We start from the raw sequence: 19992 nt of genomic DNA, 5'->3' as shown, positions 1-19992 counted from the left end.
GTAGAGCGCATTAATGGCTCAATGCGAATTCGGGCAATTTCGGCTCAGATGAACCATCGGGCACTACCTTAACCTGACCGTTTTCATCCACATCAACGATCGCCTTTTGGCCGTCTTTCAGCTTCCCAGACAGCATTTCCTCAGCCAGCACATCTTCCAACAACCGCATGATTGCGCGGCGCAAAGGTCGAGCACCGTAGCTGGGATTGTAGCCTTCTGTAACTAACAAGTCCTTGAACCGGTCTGTCACCGACAAAGTAATACCCTGTTCGGTTAAGCGGCTGAAGACTTGCTGCAACATAATGTCCGCAATCTGCTTGACTTCTTCCCTGTTCAACTGGCGGAAGACGATAATCTCATCCAAGCGGTTGATAAATTCGGGACGGAAAAACTGTTTCAGTTCTTCGTTTACCAAGCTGCGAACGCGGTTGTACTGCCCGTCTGCGGCACTTTCAGCAAACTCGAAACCGAGACCGCCGCCACCTTTTTCAATCACTCGCGAACCGATGTTTGAGGTCATGATCAGCAGTGTATTCTTAAAGTCTACTGTCCGACCTTTAGCATCAGTTAAGCGGCCGTCTTCCAAGATTTGCAGCATCATGTTGAAGACATCCGGGTGAGCTTTTTCGATTTCGTCGAACAAGATGACCGTGTAAGGACGGCGCCGGACTGCTTCGGTTAGTTGGCCGCCTTCATCGTAGCCGACGTAACCGGGAGGCGAACCGATGAGTTTGGAAACCGTGTGGCGTTCCATGAATTCGGACATATCTAACCGAATCATGGCTTCTTCGGAACCGAAGAAATATGTTGCTAGGGCTTTTGTAAGTTCCGTTTTGCCGACGCCTGTGGGGCCGGAAAAGATGAAACTGGCGATCGGGCGATTCGGATTTTTCAAGCCTACCCGCGCGCGGCGGATGGCCCGAGAAACTGCGGTGACAGCTTCTTCTTGACCGATCAAGCGCTGGTGCAAAGTGTCTTCCATGTGCAGCAGCAATTCCGATTCGGATTCTGTCAGCTTGCTGACCGGTACTCCCGTCCAATTAGCCACGATGTGGGCGATGTCTTCTTCGGTGACGACAGGAGAGGTTTTGAGTTGGCTTTTGTTGATCGTAGCTTCGGCGATTTCGGCTTCAATTTCTAATTCGCGATCGCGCAATTTTCCAGCTTTGTCGAAGTCTTGCTCGCGCACTGCTGCATCTTTTTCTTTTGTTACGGCAGGCAGTTGCTTTTTGAGCTCTTTAACTTCGGGCGGGGTTTGTGAATTCATCACGCGGACGCGGGAACCTGCTTCGTCAATTAAGTCGATCGCCTTGTCTGGCAAAAACCGATCGTTAATGTATCTGTCTGACAGTGTAGCCGCTGCTTCTAAAGCTGCGTCGGAAATTGTCAGTCTGTGATGCTGTTCGTAAGCCGATCGCAACCCGTACAATATTTCTATTGTTTCAGCCACGCTCGGTTCACCGACTTTGATCGGTTGGAAGCGGCGTTCTAAGGCAGCGTCGCGTTCGATGTGCTTGCGATATTCGTCCAAGGTAGTGGCGCCGACACACTGCAATTCGCCTCTAGCAAGGGCGGGTTTGAGCATATTGGATGCGTCCATGCTGCCTTGAATTGCGCCTGCACCGACTAAGGTATGAATTTCATCAATTACCAGAATGATGTTGCCGGCAGCGCGAATTTCGGCCATGATTTTCGTCAGCCGTTCTTCAAATTCGCCTCGGAACTTTGTACCAGCAATCAGCGAACCCATATCGAGGCTGATTACTTGTTTGTCTTCTAAAATTTCCGGGACGTTTCTATTAACAATCCGCTGGGCTAGGCCTTCGGCGAGGGCTGTTTTGCCGACTCCCGGTTCGCCTACTAACACTGGATTGTTCTTCGTGCGGCGGCCGAGCACTTGGATCACGCGCTCGATTTCATTTTCGCGACCCACAACGGGATCGAGTTTGCCTGCTGCGGCTAACTTGGTCAAATTTGTCCCGAATTCTTCTAAAGTCGGGATTTTGCGATCGCCGCTATCTCCCCTACCTCCGGGTACCGCCGCGACTTCTCCCACGGCACGAATTACCTGGGTGCGGACTCTCTGGCGATCGATTCCCAAGTTTTGCAGCACCTTCGCCGCTACCCCTTCATCGTCCTGAATCAGCCCCAGCAGGATGTGCTCGGTGCCGATGTAATTGTGGCCTAACTGCCGTGCTTCGTTTAGCGCCGTCTCAAAAATGCGCTTGACGCGGGGCGTAAAAGGAATTTCCGGCGGGAGGAACCCAGAACCTCTACCGATGATATTTTCGATTTCATTGCGCGCCTCTTTCAAGTTGAGGCCCATATCCAGTAATACTTTTGCAGCGATGCCAGTGCCTTCGCCGACGAGTCCCAGAAGAATTTGCTCGGTGCCTACAAAATTGTGACCGAGGCGCCGCGCTTCCTCTTGGGCTAGCATGATTGCTTTAATGGCTTGTTCTGTAAAGCGTTCAAACATATTTTTTCTATCCTACTGTCTTGGCGAGGGCTGTATCGCTGCTGGTGAGGAGCGATTTGGAACACTACACAAATTATAGATGTAAATTTTTGTGTATTTCCTTCTCTAACAATGTATCTTGCTAAAGGGGTAGGGACAGTGGGGAGACCCGAATAGTAGGGGTGTGGTTGCCGTCCGCTGTCGATCGGATATTAATTGAGAATAATAGTAGCAAAATGGCTTTATTCCATGAATACTATCATTTTATGTATAAATTATATTCTTGTCCGAGTAAATAAAGCTTGATTTTTCTTTGCCTAAGTACATGGTTGAATTAAGCATATAACAGTTGCCCTGTCAAGACTTTTGACGGTTGAGAGTGTTCGTGCCGTCAGCCAACAGCCAACAGTCAACAGCGAACAGCGACTAGAATCAGATATATTTTCAACTCTGAGCAGAACTCCATGCAATTTCTCTCGCAATACGAAATCCATTCCACTCTCCACGAAGGTATCGAAACGATTATTTATCGAGGAAAAATCCCCACCCACCAGGATACAACCGTACTCAAAATCCTGAAAGCTGAATATCCTACACTCGATGCAATTACCCGGCTCAAGCACGAGTATCGCATTCGCCAACATTTAGACCATCCGGGCCTAGTTAAAGTCATTAGCCTAGAAACCTTTGATAACCGTCTCGGCTTGCTTTTAGAAGACTTTAATGGCGAATCTATCGATCGCCTCATGTCCAGAAAAAAACTCGAAGTCATCACCTGTTTGAGGTTTGGCATCCAACTCATAAAAAGTTTAGAATATCTACACCTTCAAAAAATTATTCACAAAGATATTAAGCCGAGCAATATCATCATCCACAGCCAAACAGGAATTATTAAACTGACAGATTTCGGGATTGCTTCACGATTGTCCAAAGAAAATCCCCAAATTAATAATATTAACTCGATTGTCGGCACTTTTGCTTATATGTCTCCCGAACAAACCGGGAGAATGAACCGCACCCTAGACTACCGCACCGACTTTTATTCTCTCGGTATCACTTTATATGAAATGCTGACAGGTCAATTGCCATTTATGAGCAACGATCCTTTAGAAATAGTTTACAGTCACATAGCTTCTCAAGCAATTTTACCGCATCAAATTAATTCAGACATTCCCCCATCAATTTCACAAATTGTGATGAAATTGATGGAAAAAAATGCCGAAAATAGATATCAAACAGCAGGCGGATTATTAGCAGATTTAGAAATTTGTTTGCATCAGTTAGAAACTACAGGCAAGATAGTAGACTTTACCCCCGGAAACTTAGATATATTGAGTCAGTTGTTGATTCCTCAAAAATTGTACGGTCGGGAAACACAAGTCAGCGAACTATTGGCAGCATTTGAACGTGTAGCTAATCCTTGCGAGGAAAATTCTTCCCCTTCACAAATTGAACTGATCCTAGTGTCGGGTTATGCAGGTATAGGCAAATCGGCCGTAGTTAGCGAAATTCAAAAACCCATCACCAGACAGCGCGGTTATTTTATTTCAGGTAAATTTGACCAATTCAAGCGAAATATACCTTACGCATCTTTAATTCAAGCTTTTCAATCTTTGATCCAGCAGTTACTTGCCGAAAATAGCAAAAAATTACAAGATTGGCAACATAAACTTTTAGCCGCACTAGGCGATGCCGGACAAGTAATTATTGACGTGATTCCCGAACTAGAATTAGTAATTGGCAAACAGCCTGCCGTTGCGGAACTTGCCTCCACAGAAGCACAAAACCGCTTTAACAGGCTATTCAAAGAATTTATCCACGTATTCGCGCAAAAAGAGCATCCATTAGTTATATTTATCGATGACTTGCAGTGGTCAGATTCAGCGACATTGAAATTAATGGAATTGCTAGCGACTGACCCAGATAGCAAATATTTATTATTTATTGGAGCTTATCGAGACCATGAAGTTAGCTCTACACATCCTTTAATGCGAACAGTAGAGTACCTTCAAGAAACGGGGATTATTCTCAAGAACTTAGTGCTGGAACCTCTTTCTTTGGCCCAGGTGACTGAGTTAATTTCTGAGACATTGAATGACTCAAATAGAATTCAACCTTTGGCGGAGTTAATTTGGAATAAGACTGGTGGTAATCCTTTTTTCTTGACGCAATTGATCAACACTCTTTATCAAGAAAAACTTTTGAGATTTGACTTTACCCGGCTGCTGTCTCCCGGAAGAAGAGGGGAGTGGCAGTGGAACATTGAGGAGATTCACGCTATTGGCATCACAGATAAGAGCGTAGTTGAACTGGTAGCCAGTCGGATTCAACAATTGCCAGAGATTACACAACAAGTTTTGAAATTGGCGGCTTGTGTTGGGGACAAATTCACTTTAGATGTTCTCTCTACTGTCAACGCAAAATCTCCATCAGTCACTGCGACTGAACTCTGGGATGCTTTGCAAGCGGGGTTAATACTTCCCTTGAATGAGAGTTACCTCATTCCTTTATTTTTAGATGGAGAAGGAGGAGCTAATTTAACTTTCGATTCTTCGCGAATCAGCTATAAATTTTTGCACGATCGCGTCCAGCAAGCTGCATATTCGCTGATTCCTGATGATGAGAAGAAAGTCACTCATCTTAGCATCGGTAAATTGCTGTTTGAAAATACGCCCGCCGATAAAGTAGAAGAGAAAATTTTTGATATTATCAACCAGTTGAATGTAGGAATTGATTGTCTGGTCCTGCAATCAGAAAAAGATGAATTAGCAGGATTAAATTTAATTGCTGGACATAAGGCAAAAGTAGCTAATGCTTACGAACCCGCTGTTAAGTATTTGAATGCGGGAATGTCGTTATTAGCACCTGATAGCTGGGATCGCAACTATAGCATGACGCTGCGGTTGTATGTAGAGACGCTGGAAGCGGAATACTTAAACACCAACTTTGAGCAAGCAGAAGTTTTGGCAGAAGTGGTTTTGCGATCGGCTAAACACCAGCTTGACATAGTGAAAGTGTATCAGCTAAAGGTCTTATTTTATCAGGCTCAAAGCCAGATGCTAAAAGCTGTTGAAACAGGTCTAGAAGTGCTGGAAATGCTGGGACTCAACCTATTAGACAACGAAACCATTGCAGTGCCAAAATTGCCGCGAATTGAGGAATTAGAAAATCTGCCAGTTATGACAGATCCATATCTACTGGCAGCTATGGAAATCCTGACAGCCCTCTATCCTCCTGCTTATATTGCCAAACCTGAAATTGTGTCTTCCCTCGTCTTGACTATGGTCAATCTTTGTATCGATCGCGGTCATTCAGCATTAGCTACTTTTCCCTATACTCTTTATGGAATGATTCTGTGCGGCATCGAAGGCGACATCGAAGCGGGCTACTACGCTGGATTAATCGCTTTAAAGCTGCTAGAACAATTTAATGCTAGCCAACAGAAAGCTAAGGTTTATGTAATGTTTAATGCTCATATAAGAATCTGGAAAGAGTCTACTAAAAATACACTTAATTCATTTATAGAAGGGATGAAATTTGGTGTAGAAAATGGTGATTTAGAATGGGCGGTTTATAATTTTATGCACTATATAACTAATTTACTGTTAGTGGGAGAACAGTTAGAATATGTTGAAGAAAAACAAAGCGTTTGTATGGAGTTTTTACTAAAAAATAAACACGAATTTGCCATAGGTTATGCTCAAATTTGGCAAATAACTGCTTCAAGCTTAAGAAGCAAAACAGCAGAGCAAGTACGGTTAGTTAGCGGCAGGTTGGATGAACCTGCTGTGATGTCCCGTTGGCAGAAAGAAAATAATCGAATGTCGCTGTTTGCAGCGTATGTTGGTAAATTGATCGTGCTTTATTTATTGAAAGATTATGCTGCGGCTGTTGCCCGCGGTAAATTAGCGGCAGAATATGCAGATGGGGCGATCGGCTTAATCACTGTTGGGGTACACAATTTCTACTATTCGCTGGCTCTCCTCGCTCACTATCCTGACAGTGAAAATCAAGAAGCATACCTAGCTATTGTTAACTCTAATCAACAAATTATGAAAAAGTGGGCTTACCATGCACCCATGAATTATCAGCACAAGTACGAGTTAGTTGAAGCTGAGAAAGCTCGAGTTTTTAGCGATAAACTTGCAGCCATGGATTATTATGACTTAGCTATTAAAGGAGCGGCTACTAACGGTTACATCCAAGAAGAAGCATTAGCTTATGAGTTAGCTGGAGAGTTTTATCAATCTTTGGATAAAGATATAATTGCTCGATCTTATTTGACAAAAGCTTATTATGCCTACATCCGCTGGGGAGCTATAGCAAAAGTTAAATACTTAGAATCCCGTTATCCTTATTTAGTCAATCGCAATCAAGGAGCAATATCTAAGAATGTTGATCTCATGACTGCTACCACTACTGTTGACAATAGCTTGATGCTGGATTTACCAACTGTTGTCAAAGCATCTCAAGCTGTTTCGAGCGAAATTATCCTCAGCCGTTTGCTAGAGAAACTCGTACAGCTTGTCAAGGAAAATGCAGGTGCTCAAAAAGTATTATTTCTTGCCAAGACAGGTAATCAATTATTCATAGAAGCTGGACTTACAGGTCAGTTTAATGATGTAACCCTGTTACAATCTCTCCCGATTGCCGAATCTGAAAACCTCCCACTTTCATTAATTAACTATGTAGAAAGAACAAAAAAACACTTGGTTTTAGATGATGCTACCCGATCCGAGCAATTCCAATTTGACCCTTATATTGCCGCCACTCAACCCCTATCTATCCTGGTATTGCCAATTATCCATCAAGGCAACCTTACGGGAATTTTTTATTTAGAAAACAATTTAACAAAAGGTGCTTTTACTAGCGACAGGTTAGAAATTTTGGGAATCCTGTCTGCACAAGCAGCTATTTCTCTAGAAAATGCTCGTTTTTATAATATTCTGGAAACGCGAGTAGCCCAAAGAACTGAGAATTTGCATACTGCACTGGAAGAACTTCGCCACACTCAAGTGCAGCTAATTCAAAGTGAAAAAATGTCCAGTTTAGGTCAAGTTGTCGGGGGAATTGCTCACGAAATTAATAACCCGATTAACTTTATTTATGGAAATTTATATTACACCAACGAATACGCTGAGAACTTACTAAATCTACTACGTTTATACCAAAATAATTACCCAAATCCAGTGTCCGAAATAGTAAATGAAACAGAGCAAATAGATTTAGATTTTTTAATGAATGATTTCACTAAAATGATAGATTCAATGAGAGTGGGCGCTGCTAGAGTTCGCGATATTGTGCTGTCGCTGCGAAACTTTTCTCGGCTAGATGAATCAGATAGAAAATGGGTTAATATTCACGAAGGTATCGACAGCACGTTGATGATTTTGGATCACAAATTAATTGATATTCAAGTTATCAAGGAGTACGACAATTTGCCTTTAGTGAACTGCTATCCTGGAGAAATTAATCAGGTATTTATGAATGTCCTGACCAATGCGATTGATGCTTTTTCTCGCGAAAGAGGGAGTGAAGTTGACTGGGAAAAGACTCCGACTATTCAGATTTGCACTGAAGTCGCTGAAGGAAATCAAGTAGCGATTCGCATTGTTGATAATGGTGTGGGGATGAATTCGGAGGTGCTGGGTAAAATATTCGATCCGTTTTTTACTACTAAACCGATAGGTAAGGGGACTGGTTTGGGATTGTCTATCAGTTATCAAATTGTGGTAGAACAGCATGGAGGAAAGTTAATTTGCAAGTCGGAACATGGAGAGGGCAGCGAGTTTACAATACTGCTGCCGTATTGATGAATTAAAGCCATCGTGAAAGCAACTGTTTAATTACTTCCACAAAGCCGATCGCAATTTGAATCAACGGCCAACCCACAAAACAAATTAACACCGCCCAGCGAGTTTGAATATCCAAACCTTGGCGAACCGCCACAATTACAGCTAGCAAACTCCAGACAGCTAATATCCGCTCTATTCCTTCTCCCAGCAAGGGAATTAATGTTAAAAAATTCAGAACTTGGGGGGCGTAGGCAAACCCGATCGGAACCAACAACTCCCTATAAGCTACGTGACCCGGTTTCAGCCACTCCCCGATTTTAAAGATAGTAAAAGTCCAAAAATAATAACCCCCCGCAACTGCCAAACCATCTATCCAAAGTGTTAAAAATAACACTGATAGCTCAGTTCGGTTGATTAACAAGATGACGGCACTGCCCAGCACGCGGGACAGCGCTGCTAAAATTACAATTGTTAAAGCTATGCGCTTAGTTCTGCCAGTGTAGGGAGTTTTTTCGTAAAAATTGCCGTTCAAAGAAAGTGCGTTCCAAAGCGTTGCGCCCAAACCAGCAATTGAATCTTCTCCCTTCACGTTGAACTCCTGCTCCTCAAGATAGTTGACAATTTTTACAGAATAAGCTCTAATACAGCAGAATCACCGAACAATTTCTAGGTAATTAAGTAATTAATTGGCATTCTACCAGATTTTATTAAATGCTAAGATTGATATTACGGATACTTGCATGGCTGCGCGGGGGAAGTTTAAATTTGTTGCTCATCGCAGGTGTAATTTTGATAATTTGGGGCATTCTTTCGCCGGTGGGGACTGTTATATGGTGGCTGAATCAAAGTGCCGAAACTTTTGGTATCAAGAAAAGTCCACCGGAGATATTGCCATCTAAGAAGGGCAATCTAGAAGCGCGTAAGTCTTCGCCACTTAATTGCTATATCATCTTTTTACCGGGAGTTGGCGATTTTTCGGGAGATGAATTAACCCCGGGCGAAGAGTTGTTTCTCAAGCGCTTAGTTAAAAGTCACCCGCAATGCGTAGCAGTGGGCGATGTTTTTCCTTACTCAGTTTCTAACAAAAGTTTAGGAGGAGAGCGGTGGCTAGCTCCTTTTTGGCGGTTTGCAGAACAGGCAAAAAAAGGGCCGATTGCGGGGGATATATTCATCAAAATTCGCAATCTTTGGAGGTTTGCAATTTCTCTAGATTATCGCTACGGCTTTGCATACAATCAGGGAATTGCTAATGCAATTATCGAACGCATGAATGCTCAATCTCCCATTTCAGTAAATTCTCAAAAACCTTTGAAAGTTATTTTAATTGGCACTAGCGGCGGCGCACAAGTTGCTTTGGGTGCTACTCGCTATCTTAAAGAATGGCTGAAGGCAGAAATTACGGTTGTTTCGGTTGGGGGCGTCTTTTCGGGAGAAAATGGTTTTGCAGAAGCCGATCGCATTTTCCACTTTCGCGGCACTCGCGATTCAATTGAGGATATTGGCGGCATAGTTTTTCCGAGTCGCTGGTACTGGTACGCGACTTCTCCTTTCAATCAAGCTCGTTTGCAAGGCCGCTATGCAGAAGCTTTGAGTGGCCCTCACAAGCACGACGGGGATGAGGGATATTTTGGGGAAAATCTGGCGGCGGACGGTAAAAAGTATGTAGATATAACGCTGGACAAGATTAATCAATTGCCTGTTTGGTCTAAGGGCGCGTCCGATTGATGAGTTCTTGCATATTTGATCCCTGTACAATTATAATTAAGTTATGACGAAAAATTTGAGTTTTAATTTCTTCATAAATACAGGAGTGCCGTTCATCATTAAAAACTAATTTTATTATAGTCAATAATAAGAAAAAAAATCTGGTAAGTTGCTCAGAGGAACGCCAGGAATATACAATTTAAATACACAACTGCTTAGTCATTAGTCATTAGTTATTAATGGTGTCATTGTTGGTGGAGCGTCGCTTGAAGCTTGGCATTGTTGCCTTCCAATCTCTACCGCAATTCCAGATCCCCGATGCCCAATTCCCAATTCCCAATTCCCCATTCCCCATTCCCCATTACCAATGTCTCGACCAACATTATATATTGCCATCACCAATCACGGATTCGGCCACGCTGTCCGAGTTGCGTCCGTAGCTGCAAAAATTCAAGAATTAAATCCAGATATCTTACTAATTATCACAACAACAGCACCTCGCTGGCTGCTAGAATGTTATATTGGTGGCGACTTTATCCACCGTCCCCGAGCTTTTGATGTGGGTGTCGTGCAAGCTGACAGTTTGAATATGGATAAAGACGCAACGCTGGAAAAATTACGGGAAATTCGGAAAAAGCAAAATTCCCTAATTGCAAGCGAAGTTAATTTTATCAATCAAAATCGGGTGGGTTTGGTGCTGGCAGACATTCCTCCTTTGGCAACGCGAATGGCGGCCTCGGCTGGGGTTCCTTGCTGGATGATGAGCAATTTTGGGTGGGATTTTATCTATCGCGATTGGGGCGGGGAATTTGTAGAAATGGCAGATTGGATTGGTGAATGTTTCGGAATGTGCGATCGGCTTTTTCGTCTTCCTTTGCACGAACCGATGGCAGCTTTCCCCAATATTCAAGATGTGGGCTTGACTGGCGGCAACCCGCGCTACAGTCACGAAAAAATTCGGGAAGTATTCGGCATCGAAACACCGCTGGAAAAAACTGTATTGTTGACTTTCGGCGGATTGGGTTTAGAAGAAATTCCTTATCAAAACTTACAGCTATTTAGCGACTGGCAATTTATTACTTTTGATGCGGGATCTCCCGATTTGCCGAATTTGATTTATGTCAAAAATCAGGAGTTGGCAAAATCTCTGCCGATTTTACCGCGTCCGGTTGATATTATGCCTGTCTGCGGGCGCTTAGTTTCTAAACCGGGATACAGCACTTTTGCGGAAGCTTTGCGCTTGGAAATACCGGTTGTTTCTATAATGAGAGAAGGTTTTGCGGAAGCTGCGGTGTTGCTGGAAGGGATTCAAAATTATGCGGAACATCAAATTGTGACGGCGACGGAGTTTTTTGAGGGAGATTGGGAGTTTTTGCGACAACCGCTGCATCCGGCACGTTTGTCGGATAAATTGGAGAAAAATGGTACGGAGGCGATCGCCCAAGCTGTTGTAGACTATTTTTCATAAGTGCGATTAGAAATCGATCTTACACAAACAAAGTCTACCTCCGCCGACAGAAGACTTTTACATCAGTCTCATCCAAAATCTAAAAGCTAAAATCGAATGAATCACTATCAACAGATACTCAAGATTCAAACTACAGGGAAATCTCTGTGCAAAATCACTCCTAAGATAGAAGATGTGGTGGCGAATTCAGGTATTAAAACGGGACTTTGTAGTTTATTTTTGCGCCATACTTCTGCTAGTTTGGTGATTCAAGAAAATGCTGACCCGGATGTACTTAAGGATTTGGCTAACTTTTTGGCTAAACTGGTACCGGAGGGCGATCGCTACATTCACGATGCGGAAGGCCCAGACGATATGCCGGCACACATTCGCACTGCGCTGACTCACACTTCCGAACAAATCCCGATCGATCGCGGCAGGTTGCTGTTAGGAACTTGGCAGGGAATTTACCTGTGGGAACACCGCCAGCGGGGCCACATTCGCGAGTTAGTTGTTCACGTCAGCGGCACTTGATCGGAATTTGTACCTCGCTGATTTTAGTTGCTTCCGGCGTCATCGGGGAATTGTAAAAAAAGCGGCGCGGCGGCCCGACTATTTCGTATTCAGGATGTTCTTGAAGCCAATCTTTGAGTTTCTGGAGGTTATTTTCGTAGCTTTCCCAAGTGTAGGCCCCGCGCACGCCGATGCTGACAACTGTCATCGGAGAAGTATCTGTGACTTCTACAGCGGAGTTAACGCTGCTGGGGGCGATATTTGGTTCGGGATAGAGGAACGAAACTTCTGCTTGGGGAACTGCATCGATTTGCCCGGAATTTTCCGTGTAGCGCGCTTCTACTGGCGTTGTCATCGCAATTTGGTTGTTGCTGATGTGTTGAAATAAGGGATTGAAGGCGATGCCAGTTGCTTGTCGCAAATCGCCCGCATGGGTGTAGGTGACAGCGCGGTAGTGAGGATATTGCTTAACTTCTATGACCCCAATCTGTGCGGGTTCAGGGAATCCAGTAGGTAATACCATTTGAGATTTAAAAGTTGAGATTTTACATTGAAGAATGGGGAAGACTGACTCCGCAAGGGTTTGGAACTTGCTTGCAGTTGCATGGTTTTTGGCAACTGGTATAAATAGGCTGAGATTGTTTGCAGACAATCGTTCAGGTGGCACAATTAGTTTAGCAGTTATTTAAGGCGCTGCTAACTATCGATCGCCTAGAATTAGTTGAGAGATTATTAATTAACCTCGTAATAATACGGACGGCACTGACTAAACAGAGAAACATTAATCTAGTTGTGCTTGAAAAATTAGTGTTTTCAGGCGTTTGCTATTTGTATCGGAAAATATTCGGCTGTTGGGTCGATCGAGCTGTACGTTCTCAGTTATTGCCACGCTTATCGCGTTCAGTAACGCCTATCAATTATGTCGCTTTCAGGGAATGACGTATGAAAAAGATTCTAGTGATTGAGGACGAGCAAGTAATTCGGGAGAATATTCTCAAACTCCTCAAAGCTGAAGGTTTCGACGTGACGGGTGCAGAAAATGGAGCAAAAGGTTTATATGCGGCGGTATCAAATCTTCCCGATGTGATTATTTGCGACGTGATGATGCCAGAACTTGACGGCTATGGGGTGCTGGTGGCCTTGCGATCGAATCCTGTTACTGCTACAGTACCTTTTGTTTTTCTGACCGGTAAAGCCGATCGCTCTGAAATGCGTCAAGGTATGGAATTGGGAGCAGATGATTACCTGACTAAACCTTTTAGTAAAGCGGAACTTGTGGGCGCGATATCGAGTCGCTTGAAAAAACAAGAAGCTGTCGCCGAACAGTACAATATTTTGCGAGGGCAAGGCAGCGAATTTATCGAAAATACTGCCGACAAATTAGAACACATAAAAACCAGTTTGTGCAACGCACTGGAACGAGAAGAATTCCAAGTTTACTATCAGCCGCAAGTCAATGTCCAGACAGGTAAGATTATGAGCGCAGAAGCTTTAGTGCGCTGGATACATCCAGAAAAAGGGCTGATTTCGCCCGCAGAATTTATTCCCCATGCCGAAGAAACTGGCTTCATTGTACAGTTAGGCGAGTGGGTGTTGCAGACAGCTTGCAGGCAAATGCAAGTTTGGCAAAATGCGGGTTTTCCGCTCCGAATAGCGGTAAATCTGTCGCCGCGCCAATTTCACCAACCGGATCTCAGCAGCAGAGTTGCCCAAATTTTAGCAGAAACTGGTTTGGAAGCGAGCAGTTTGGAATTAGAACTGACAGAAAGTTTGATGGTAGAAGATGCCGAAAGTGCGATCGCAACTTTGCAACATTTGAAAAATTTGGGAGTTTGTATATCTCTTGACGATTTCGGAACTGGGTATTCTTCTTTAAGCTATCTGACGCAATACCCTTTCGATACTTTAAAAATAGACCGCTGTTTTATCAGCAATATCACCGATGGTTGCACCAATGCAGCGATTGTGAAAGCTATTATTGAAATGGCGCACAGTCTATGTCTTGAGGTAATTGCCGAAGGAGTTGAAACAGAAGCAGAAAAAGATTTTCTATGGCGCCATAAGTGCGATATAATGCAAGGATATTTGTTCAGTCCTCCTTTGGCAGCAGCGGATTTTGAACAGTTGTTGGTGGCAGGAAAATAAAATATCTATTAAGTCAATGTGGGTCCTATAATTAAGTGCGATCGTCGGGGTGGGAGATGATAGAAGAATCCAGAAGTAACGTTGACTCACTCAAATCAAGCAATAAAAAAAATAAGGAATTTTACATAGCTGTTCAACTAGCTCTACTGATAGTTTTCCTAGCTATTCTGTCCAATTTTTTTGTCATTGTCAACGCTGGAGAACGGGGCGTACTGATGCAGTTTGGGAAAGTTCAAGAACAGGTACTCGGAGAAGGAATCCACGTAATATTCCCCACAGTTTATACTGTAAAAAAGTTGACAGTCAGGGTACAGAAACAGGAAAGTTCCGCTGAAGCTTCCTCAAAAGATTTACAAGATGTTTTCACAGATGTAGCACTCAATTGGCATATTATCCCAGAAGAAGCAAATGCTATTTTTCAACAAATAGGTGACGAAAAAGAAGTCGTTGCTCGCATTATAGATCCGGCTGTTGAAGAAGTATTAAAAGCAGTTATGGCTAAATACACGGCTGAAGAGATTATTACTAAACGGGGAGAAGTTAAAGCCGCCGTTGATGATTCTTTGACCTTGAGGCTGGTTACGTATCACATTGCAGTTGATGATATTTCTTTAGTACACGTTCACTTTTCTGAGCGGTTTAGCGAGGCAGTGGAGGCAAAACAAATTGCCGAACAGGAGGCAAAAACAGGGGAGTTTTTAGCGCTAAAGGCAGTAAAACAGGCCGAGGCTAAGGTGAATTTAGCCAAGGGAGAAGCCGAGGTGCAAAGGTTGCTGCGGGACAATTTGACTCCAGAACTTTTGGAAAGGCAGGCTATAGAAAAATGGGATGGGAAATTGCCGCTGATTACTGGTGATGGGGGTAAAAATTTATTGGACTTAAGGAAATTGGTTGAAAGATAATTATAATCCTGGATGCAGGGGTCGCCAGAAACCGGGTTTCTTTACACACATACAGGGAGTTTAGCTTTTTATGTGGGTAAAAAACCCGCTTTAGTGAGTATTCGTGGGGCAGTCCTGAATTACCAATTACCAGCACCTTAAGTTAATATCTGTTCAAAAGCTTTAGTAATTCTAGTTTGAAAACGCTGTCGGTGCTTCAGTTTTAAAACAGGTTTAATTATTTCAAAACATAAATTAGAGCTTGGTTGGCTATCTATAATTTTAATCGCTCGCAGTGTAGATAGCTGCACTTCTTTTTTTACCATCAATTCAGGAATAGCCGCTGTACCTGTGCCACTTTCCACTACTGCTTTTACCATTTCGCTGCTATTCAAAACTAAAGTTACATTTAATTCATGGGGATTAATGCCCCAACTTTGCAAAGCTTGTTCCAACATTTGCTGCACTCCAGAACCAGCTTCTCGCATCACCCAATCCGTTTTCGCAATTTCCGTTAAACTCACCTCTGCCCGTTCAAACCAAGGGTGAGATTGGCCAACTACAATCAGCAAGCGTTCGCTGCCTACAACTTCTTCCTCCAGAGCGTTCTTAAGCGAAGCTTTGATGTCTCCCGTCACTAAACCTAAATCAAATGTTCCCGTCGCCGTCCCCGCACAAATTTCTTCGGCATTTGCCAGAGTACAATTCACGGAAATACCAGGATATTGCTGTTTAAACTTGCTAAGTTTGTCAGGCAACCAATAATTGCCAATGGTCAGACTGCAACCCAAGTTTAATTCGCCTCGCTGCAAGTCGTTCAACTCCCGCAAACCTCTCTCAGTCAAAGCAACTTGGTCGAGAATTTTCTGAGTTTCAACTTGCAGCAACTTCCCAGCATCTGTGATTTCGATGCGGCGGCCGATGCGGTGAAATAGTTTTACTCCGTATTGCGCCTCTAAGCTTTGGATTGTCGCGCTGACAGCAGGTTGGGTGATGTAAAGTTCCTCCGCTGCGCGGCTGAAGTGCAGGTGTTCCGCGACAGCTAGAAAAACTCGCAGTTGGTCAAGTGTCATTCCGGCCATGCTGAGTAACCTTTTACTAAATACAGTTATTTTTTGAGACTAAAATCTATTGCGGCTAAGCTTTGACCTGAACTTGTCCACTATCTTGTACAGGTTGGAATTACCAATAAAGCACGGTTGCCAGCCGCTATTTTAACTTTCCTTTTAACCTCAAGGGTTTGAGCTGGTGGCGACAGATACGTCTGGTCTTCCAACAGTTCTTTGGCCGCGGCACTGCATCACTTGTATTTATTAATTCGATAAAAAACAACATTTGATTCTACCCCTGAAGAGCCTTAAGGTGAGACTTAAGCTTCTAACGCAGGGCCCGATACTGAAGCAGCACCGACAAGTTTAAGCCGATCGCCAAAAGTCGATCGACAAAAAGAGAGAAGATAAATGACTAACAAAACGCCAAAAAATCACAGTCCCCACGGCTTAAAGCCTGACTGTCTCTCCTTCGGGGAGGTTTTAGCTCAATCCTTTGCCGTCATTGCACCTACAACGATACCAGCCTCTAATATAGGGTTAATTGTCGCTCTTTCAGGTAACGGGGCTTGGCTGAGTTTTGCGATCGGCTTGATAGGCCTAGTATTTGTCAGCATCAATATCAACCAATTTGCAAGTCGATCGGCTTCTGCCGGTTCTCTTTATTCTTATATTGTTAAAGGACTTGGCCCGACTGCCGGCGTAATTTGCGGGTGGAGTTTGGTACTGGCTTATCTATTTACTGCGATGGCCGTTTTGTGCGGTTTTGCCAACTTTACGGGTATTTTCATCGGTCATTTAGGCATCCATCCCTCACCGATTACGCTGTTAGCGATCGGGGCTGGCGTTGCTTGGTATGCAGGTTATAAAGATATCCAACTCTCAGCTATGGCGATGCTGTGGCTGGAAGGAGCATCGGTGGCGGCGATCGCACTTTTAGGAATTATCATCTGGGCGCACAAAGGTTTTGCCTTAGATATGTCGCAACTGACTTTGGAAGGCGTAACTCCGGGGAACATAGCGACGGGGCTTGTCTTAGTAATGTTTGGTTTCTCTGGTTTTGAAAGTGCTACATCTCTGGGCGACGAAGCGAAAAAACCCTTAAAAAATATCCCCAGGGCTGTCATGGGCAGCGCTGTGATGGCAGGCTTATTCTTCATTTTGATGACCTATATTGAGGTTTTGGGTTTTAGCGGTACTGGAGTTTCTATTACTAATACTGAAGAACCTCTGAGTTTTCTGGCACAACAAGTGGGCATGGGTTGGCTGGGAGAGTTAGTGGCTTTCGGCGCTTTATTTAGCTTTTTTGCTTGCGTGCTCGGCAGCATCAATCCAGCGGCGAGAGTATTTTTTATGATGGCGCGCCACGGTTTGTTTCACTCTTCATTAGGTGTAGCGCATTCCTCTAATAAAACTCCCCACGTTGCAGTAACGATGTGTACATTTCTGACATTTCTTGTGCCGGCGGTGATGTCTATGTTTGACATCAAACTGTTCGATTGTATGGGTTATTTGGGGGCAATTTGCAGCTACGGATTTTTAACCGTGTACGTCTTAATTTCGATCGCAGCCCCGGTTTACCTGCACAAAATTGGTAAGTTGCGCCTGCGAGATGTAGCGTTCTCGGCTGTGGCGATCGCATTTATGATGATTCCGGTTGCGGGCAGCGTGGGCATTCCCGGCAGCACTATGTTCCCACCTCCAGAAGCTCCTTACGATGCCTTTCCTTACTTGTTCTTGATGTACTTGGTGGTTACTTGCGGATGGTTTTTCTGGCAGCGGCTGCGTTCTCCTGAACTGACGGGCTCGATGCAGCAGGGTATTGACGCAATTCACGCCAAATTCGAGGAAGAAAATGCAATTTATGGTGGTGTTCGATTGAAAGCCGTTCCCTTTGACAGCGACCGTTTTTGATTAGCAGTTATCAGTTCGCATTCAGGACGAAAAGTTTTTAGCAACGGGGTTTTTACTGAGTTCTTACAGCATTGTCGAGCAGCATTTCAAAGGTTGACTAGGAACAACAGCCCACAAGAAAGTTTAATTTTTGGGAATCCGGAGAGCCATTTGCTAATATACTATTCCGGCGCCTACAACGAAATAAAAAATATCAAGAGACACAGAAATGAATGAATTACTAACAGCAACTTCTACCGCCATGACAGCTTTTACGGCTACGAATCTAGACGATATTCTGATTCTGCTGCTGTTTTTCTCACAGGTGAATGCAGTATTTCGGCGCAGGCATATCATCTTCGGTCAGTTTCTGGGCTTTACTGCACTGGTTTTGGTTAGCCTTCCGGGGTTTTTTGGCCGCTTAATCTTTCCGCCAGATTGGATTGGAATGCTGGGTTTGCTGCCAATTGCGATCGGGCTTAGCCGCTTGCTGAATTCCGAAACTGACAATTCGGAAGCTGAGGCAGAATTAGAGCAATCTGAGAAATCTTTTTTTAGCAGTTTTCTGTCTCCTCAAACTTACAGCGTAGCAGCGGTGACGGTGGCAAATGGGGGCGACAATATCGGCATATATGTGCCGCTTTTTGCTAGCAATACTTTAGAAAGTTTGGCGGTGGTTCTCACTGTATTCTTCGGGATGGTGGGCGTTTGGTGCTACGCTGCTTATCGGTTAATTCAGATGCGGGCGATTGCGGATAATTTGACTCGCTACGGCAATCAGATTGTGCCTTTTGTCTTGATCGGATTGGGAATGGCGATTCTGGTGAAAAGCGGCACTCTGGCAAGCCCAACTTTAAGTATAATATCTTTAGTTGGTTGCTGTTTCTGTTTGATAACTATGAGTAGAAGTAACGCCAGCGAAACAGAAGTTTAGAAAAATTGCAGGGACAGCACATGAATTGGATTGCAGCAGCGATTATTGCCGGGATTACATCTTTTGCCGCAACCAATATCGACGATATGGTGATTTCGATGCTGTTCTTCGCCCAGGTAAATGATACTTTCCGTCCCCGGCATATCTTTGTCGGTAAGTACCTCGGATTTGCAGCACTCATCGCTGCTAGTTTGCCCGGTTTTTTTGGCGGTTTAATTGTTCCGAAAGCTTGGATTGGCCTGCTGGGTTTGGTTCCGATCGCGATCGGCATCAGTCACTTAGTCAAGAGAGAAAATCAGGAAAATGACGTACAAGCCGTCTCTGGCGAATTTAACCGTCAATCTAACTCATCTTTACTGTCAAAACTCGTCAATCTTTTCAATCCCCAAACTTTGAATGTGGCTGCGGTAACAGTGGCCAACGGGGGAGACAACATCGGCATTTATTTGCCGCTGTTTGCTAGCAGCGATTTGCCGAGCTTGGTGGTGATTTTGGCGGTTTTCTCGGTGATGGTAGGTGTTTGGTCTTATGTCGCTTACCGATTAACTCGCCAAAGGGCGATCGCTCATATTTTGACTCGCTATACCAAGGCTGTTGTCCCTTTTGTATTGATTGGTTTGGGAATATTCATTCTGATTGAAAGTGGTAGTTATCGGCTGCTTCAGGCATTTCACTCTAACTAGGAATTAGCCCCGGTTCCGCAACTTCCATCCCTCTATAGGTAGATAATTTTTAGGGAATTCATAAGTTCTAACTCATCATTTTTACCTTGCCAATTTTTTCTTTAAAATAGTGTCTAAATTACTTGCCATATATCACCTATTATGCTAAGTTAATAATGAACTAATTAACCGAGCTAAAAGCAGCTTCAAACTAATTTAGCCTCGAGTTTTTACGAAAGTTCAAGCCATTTTGTGAGCTAGCAAATTGCCAGACTTAGGCAAGAATATACCTTTCATTTCAATAATAGTGTAGTGGTGAATCAAACTAAGCTAAAAACTTGAGGAGTAATCCTTAAAATATCGCCCGATCGCTTCGCCACTACCCCACGCCGCTCAACTTTGACAATAGGTCTAATCCTAAACCACCAGATTTTTAGATGCTGCAAAATTTGGTTTCTCAGGCAAACCAGTTAAAGAGATATCGTTTTTGCCTAAGTCCTAAGATAGCAAG

Annotated in this window: 13 protein-coding genes; 9 read left to right on the top strand and 4 right to left on the bottom strand. The window is 43.8% G+C overall.

Annotation, left to right across the window (positions count from 1 at the left end):
* Positions 1–10 precede the first annotated feature (10 nt).
* Positions 11–2479, bottom strand: coding sequence for an ATP-dependent Clp protease ATP-binding subunit (locus tag QUA33_RS08225; protein WP_333147964.1), 2469 nt, complete (start codon positions 2477–2479; stop codon positions 11–13).
* A gap of 443 nt (positions 2480–2922) precedes the next feature.
* Here QUA33_RS08225 and QUA33_RS08220 point away from each other — a divergent pair, with 443 nt between their 5' ends.
* The gene (locus QUA33_RS08220; RefSeq protein WP_333147962.1) at positions 2923–8271 is read left to right on the top strand and encodes an AAA family ATPase; all 5349 of its coding nucleotides are present in this window, start codon (positions 2923–2925) and stop codon (positions 8269–8271) included.
* 4 nt (positions 8272–8275) lie between these two features.
* Here QUA33_RS08220 and QUA33_RS08215 read toward each other — a convergent pair whose 3' ends face one another.
* On the bottom strand, positions 8276–8842 hold the full coding sequence (locus tag QUA33_RS08215; protein WP_333097534.1) for a hypothetical protein: 567 nt from the start codon (positions 8840–8842) through the stop codon (positions 8276–8278).
* A 122-nt stretch (positions 8843–8964) separates the two neighbouring features.
* Between QUA33_RS08215 and QUA33_RS08210 the strand changes: the two genes are divergently transcribed.
* From QUA33_RS08210 to QUA33_RS08200, 3 genes are all read left to right on the top strand, one after another.
* Positions 8965–9978 (top strand): hypothetical protein, encoded by a 1014-nt coding sequence (locus QUA33_RS08210; protein ID WP_333147960.1) that lies wholly within the window; start codon positions 8965–8967, stop codon positions 9976–9978.
* 346 nt (positions 9979–10324) lie between these two features.
* Positions 10325–11425 (top strand): glycosyl transferase, encoded by a 1101-nt coding sequence (locus QUA33_RS08205; protein ID WP_333147958.1) that lies wholly within the window; start codon positions 10325–10327, stop codon positions 11423–11425.
* Positions 11426–11521: 96 nt separating this feature from the next.
* Positions 11522–11938 carry a secondary thiamine-phosphate synthase enzyme YjbQ gene (locus QUA33_RS08200; protein ID WP_333062634.1) on the top strand — a complete coding sequence of 139 codons (417 nt, stop codon included), beginning with the start codon at positions 11522–11524 and terminating at the stop codon, positions 11936–11938.
* On the opposite strand, the gene QUA33_RS08195 is transcribed toward QUA33_RS08200, so the two are convergent.
* Positions 11925–12440 (bottom strand): heme-binding protein, encoded by a 516-nt coding sequence (locus QUA33_RS08195; protein WP_333097529.1) that lies wholly within the window; start codon positions 12438–12440, stop codon positions 11925–11927. The two genes, QUA33_RS08200 and QUA33_RS08195, sit on opposite strands and share 14 nt — an antisense overlap.
* Before the next feature lie 419 nt (positions 12441–12859).
* On the opposite strand from QUA33_RS08195, the gene QUA33_RS08190 reads away from it, so the two are divergent.
* Positions 12860–14062: an EAL domain-containing response regulator gene (locus tag QUA33_RS08190; protein ID WP_333147956.1), complete on the top strand. Its 1203-nt coding sequence runs from the start codon at positions 12860–12862 to the stop codon at positions 14060–14062.
* Between the two features lie 56 nt (positions 14063–14118).
* Entirely contained in the window at positions 14119–14964 is an 846-nt protein-coding gene (locus QUA33_RS08185) for a prohibitin family protein (RefSeq protein ID WP_333147954.1), read from the top strand.
* 137 nt (positions 14965–15101) lie between these two features.
* Here the strand turns inward: QUA33_RS08185 and QUA33_RS08180 are convergent, their stop codons facing one another.
* Positions 15102–16016 carry a LysR substrate-binding domain-containing protein gene (locus QUA33_RS08180; RefSeq protein WP_333147952.1) on the bottom strand — a complete coding sequence of 305 codons (915 nt, stop codon included), beginning with the start codon at positions 16014–16016 and terminating at the stop codon, positions 15102–15104.
* Positions 16017–16403: 387 nt separating this feature from the next.
* Between QUA33_RS08180 and QUA33_RS08175 the strand changes: the two genes are divergently transcribed.
* The 3 genes from QUA33_RS08175 (at position 16404) to QUA33_RS08165 (ending at position 19502) form a co-directional block, all read left to right on the top strand.
* On the top strand, positions 16404–17906 hold the full coding sequence (locus QUA33_RS08175) for an APC family permease (protein ID WP_333147950.1): 1503 nt from the start codon (positions 16404–16406) through the stop codon (positions 17904–17906).
* A 208-nt stretch (positions 17907–18114) separates the two neighbouring features.
* Positions 18115–18819 (top strand): cadmium resistance transporter, encoded by a 705-nt coding sequence (locus QUA33_RS08170; RefSeq protein ID WP_333147948.1) that lies wholly within the window; start codon positions 18115–18117, stop codon positions 18817–18819.
* Positions 18820–18839: 20 nt separating this feature from the next.
* Positions 18840–19502, top strand: a complete 663-nt coding sequence (locus QUA33_RS08165) for a cadmium resistance transporter (RefSeq protein WP_333147946.1) — start codon at positions 18840–18842, stop codon at positions 19500–19502.
* Positions 19503–19992: the final 490 nt, after the last annotated feature.

Origin of the sequence: Microcoleus sp. Pol14D4 (assembly GCF_036701245.1) — a bacterium.
In the GTDB taxonomy this organism is placed as follows: Bacteria; Cyanobacteriota; Cyanobacteriia; order Cyanobacteriales; family Microcoleaceae; genus Microcoleus.
This window is presented reverse-complemented; position numbering and strand designations above follow the sequence as displayed.

Coding starts and splice junctions, on each gene's coding strand:
- QUA33_RS08180 (WP_333147952.1), bottom strand. CDS start 16,016: ATGACACTTGACCAACTGCGAGTTTTTCTAGCTGTCGCGGAACACCTG.
- QUA33_RS08165 (WP_333147946.1), top strand. CDS start 18,840: ATGAATTGGATTGCAGCAGCGATTATTGCCGGGATTACATCTTTTGCC.
- QUA33_RS08200 (WP_333062634.1), top strand. CDS start 11,522: ATGAATCACTATCAACAGATACTCAAGATTCAAACTACAGGGAAATCT.
- QUA33_RS08195 (WP_333097529.1), bottom strand. CDS start 12,440: ATGGTATTACCTACTGGATTCCCTGAACCCGCACAGATTGGGGTCATA.
- QUA33_RS08210 (WP_333147960.1), top strand. CDS start 8,965: ATGCTAAGATTGATATTACGGATACTTGCATGGCTGCGCGGGGGAAGT.
- QUA33_RS08205 (WP_333147958.1), top strand. CDS start 10,325: ATGTCTCGACCAACATTATATATTGCCATCACCAATCACGGATTCGGC.
- QUA33_RS08225 (WP_333147964.1), bottom strand. CDS start 2,479: ATGTTTGAACGCTTTACAGAACAAGCCATTAAAGCAATCATGCTAGCC.
- QUA33_RS08185 (WP_333147954.1), top strand. CDS start 14,119: ATGATAGAAGAATCCAGAAGTAACGTTGACTCACTCAAATCAAGCAAT.
- QUA33_RS08175 (WP_333147950.1), top strand. CDS start 16,404: ATGACTAACAAAACGCCAAAAAATCACAGTCCCCACGGCTTAAAGCCT.
- QUA33_RS08220 (WP_333147962.1), top strand. CDS start 2,923: ATGCAATTTCTCTCGCAATACGAAATCCATTCCACTCTCCACGAAGGT.
- QUA33_RS08170 (WP_333147948.1), top strand. CDS start 18,115: ATGAATGAATTACTAACAGCAACTTCTACCGCCATGACAGCTTTTACG.
- QUA33_RS08190 (WP_333147956.1), top strand. CDS start 12,860: ATGAAAAAGATTCTAGTGATTGAGGACGAGCAAGTAATTCGGGAGAAT.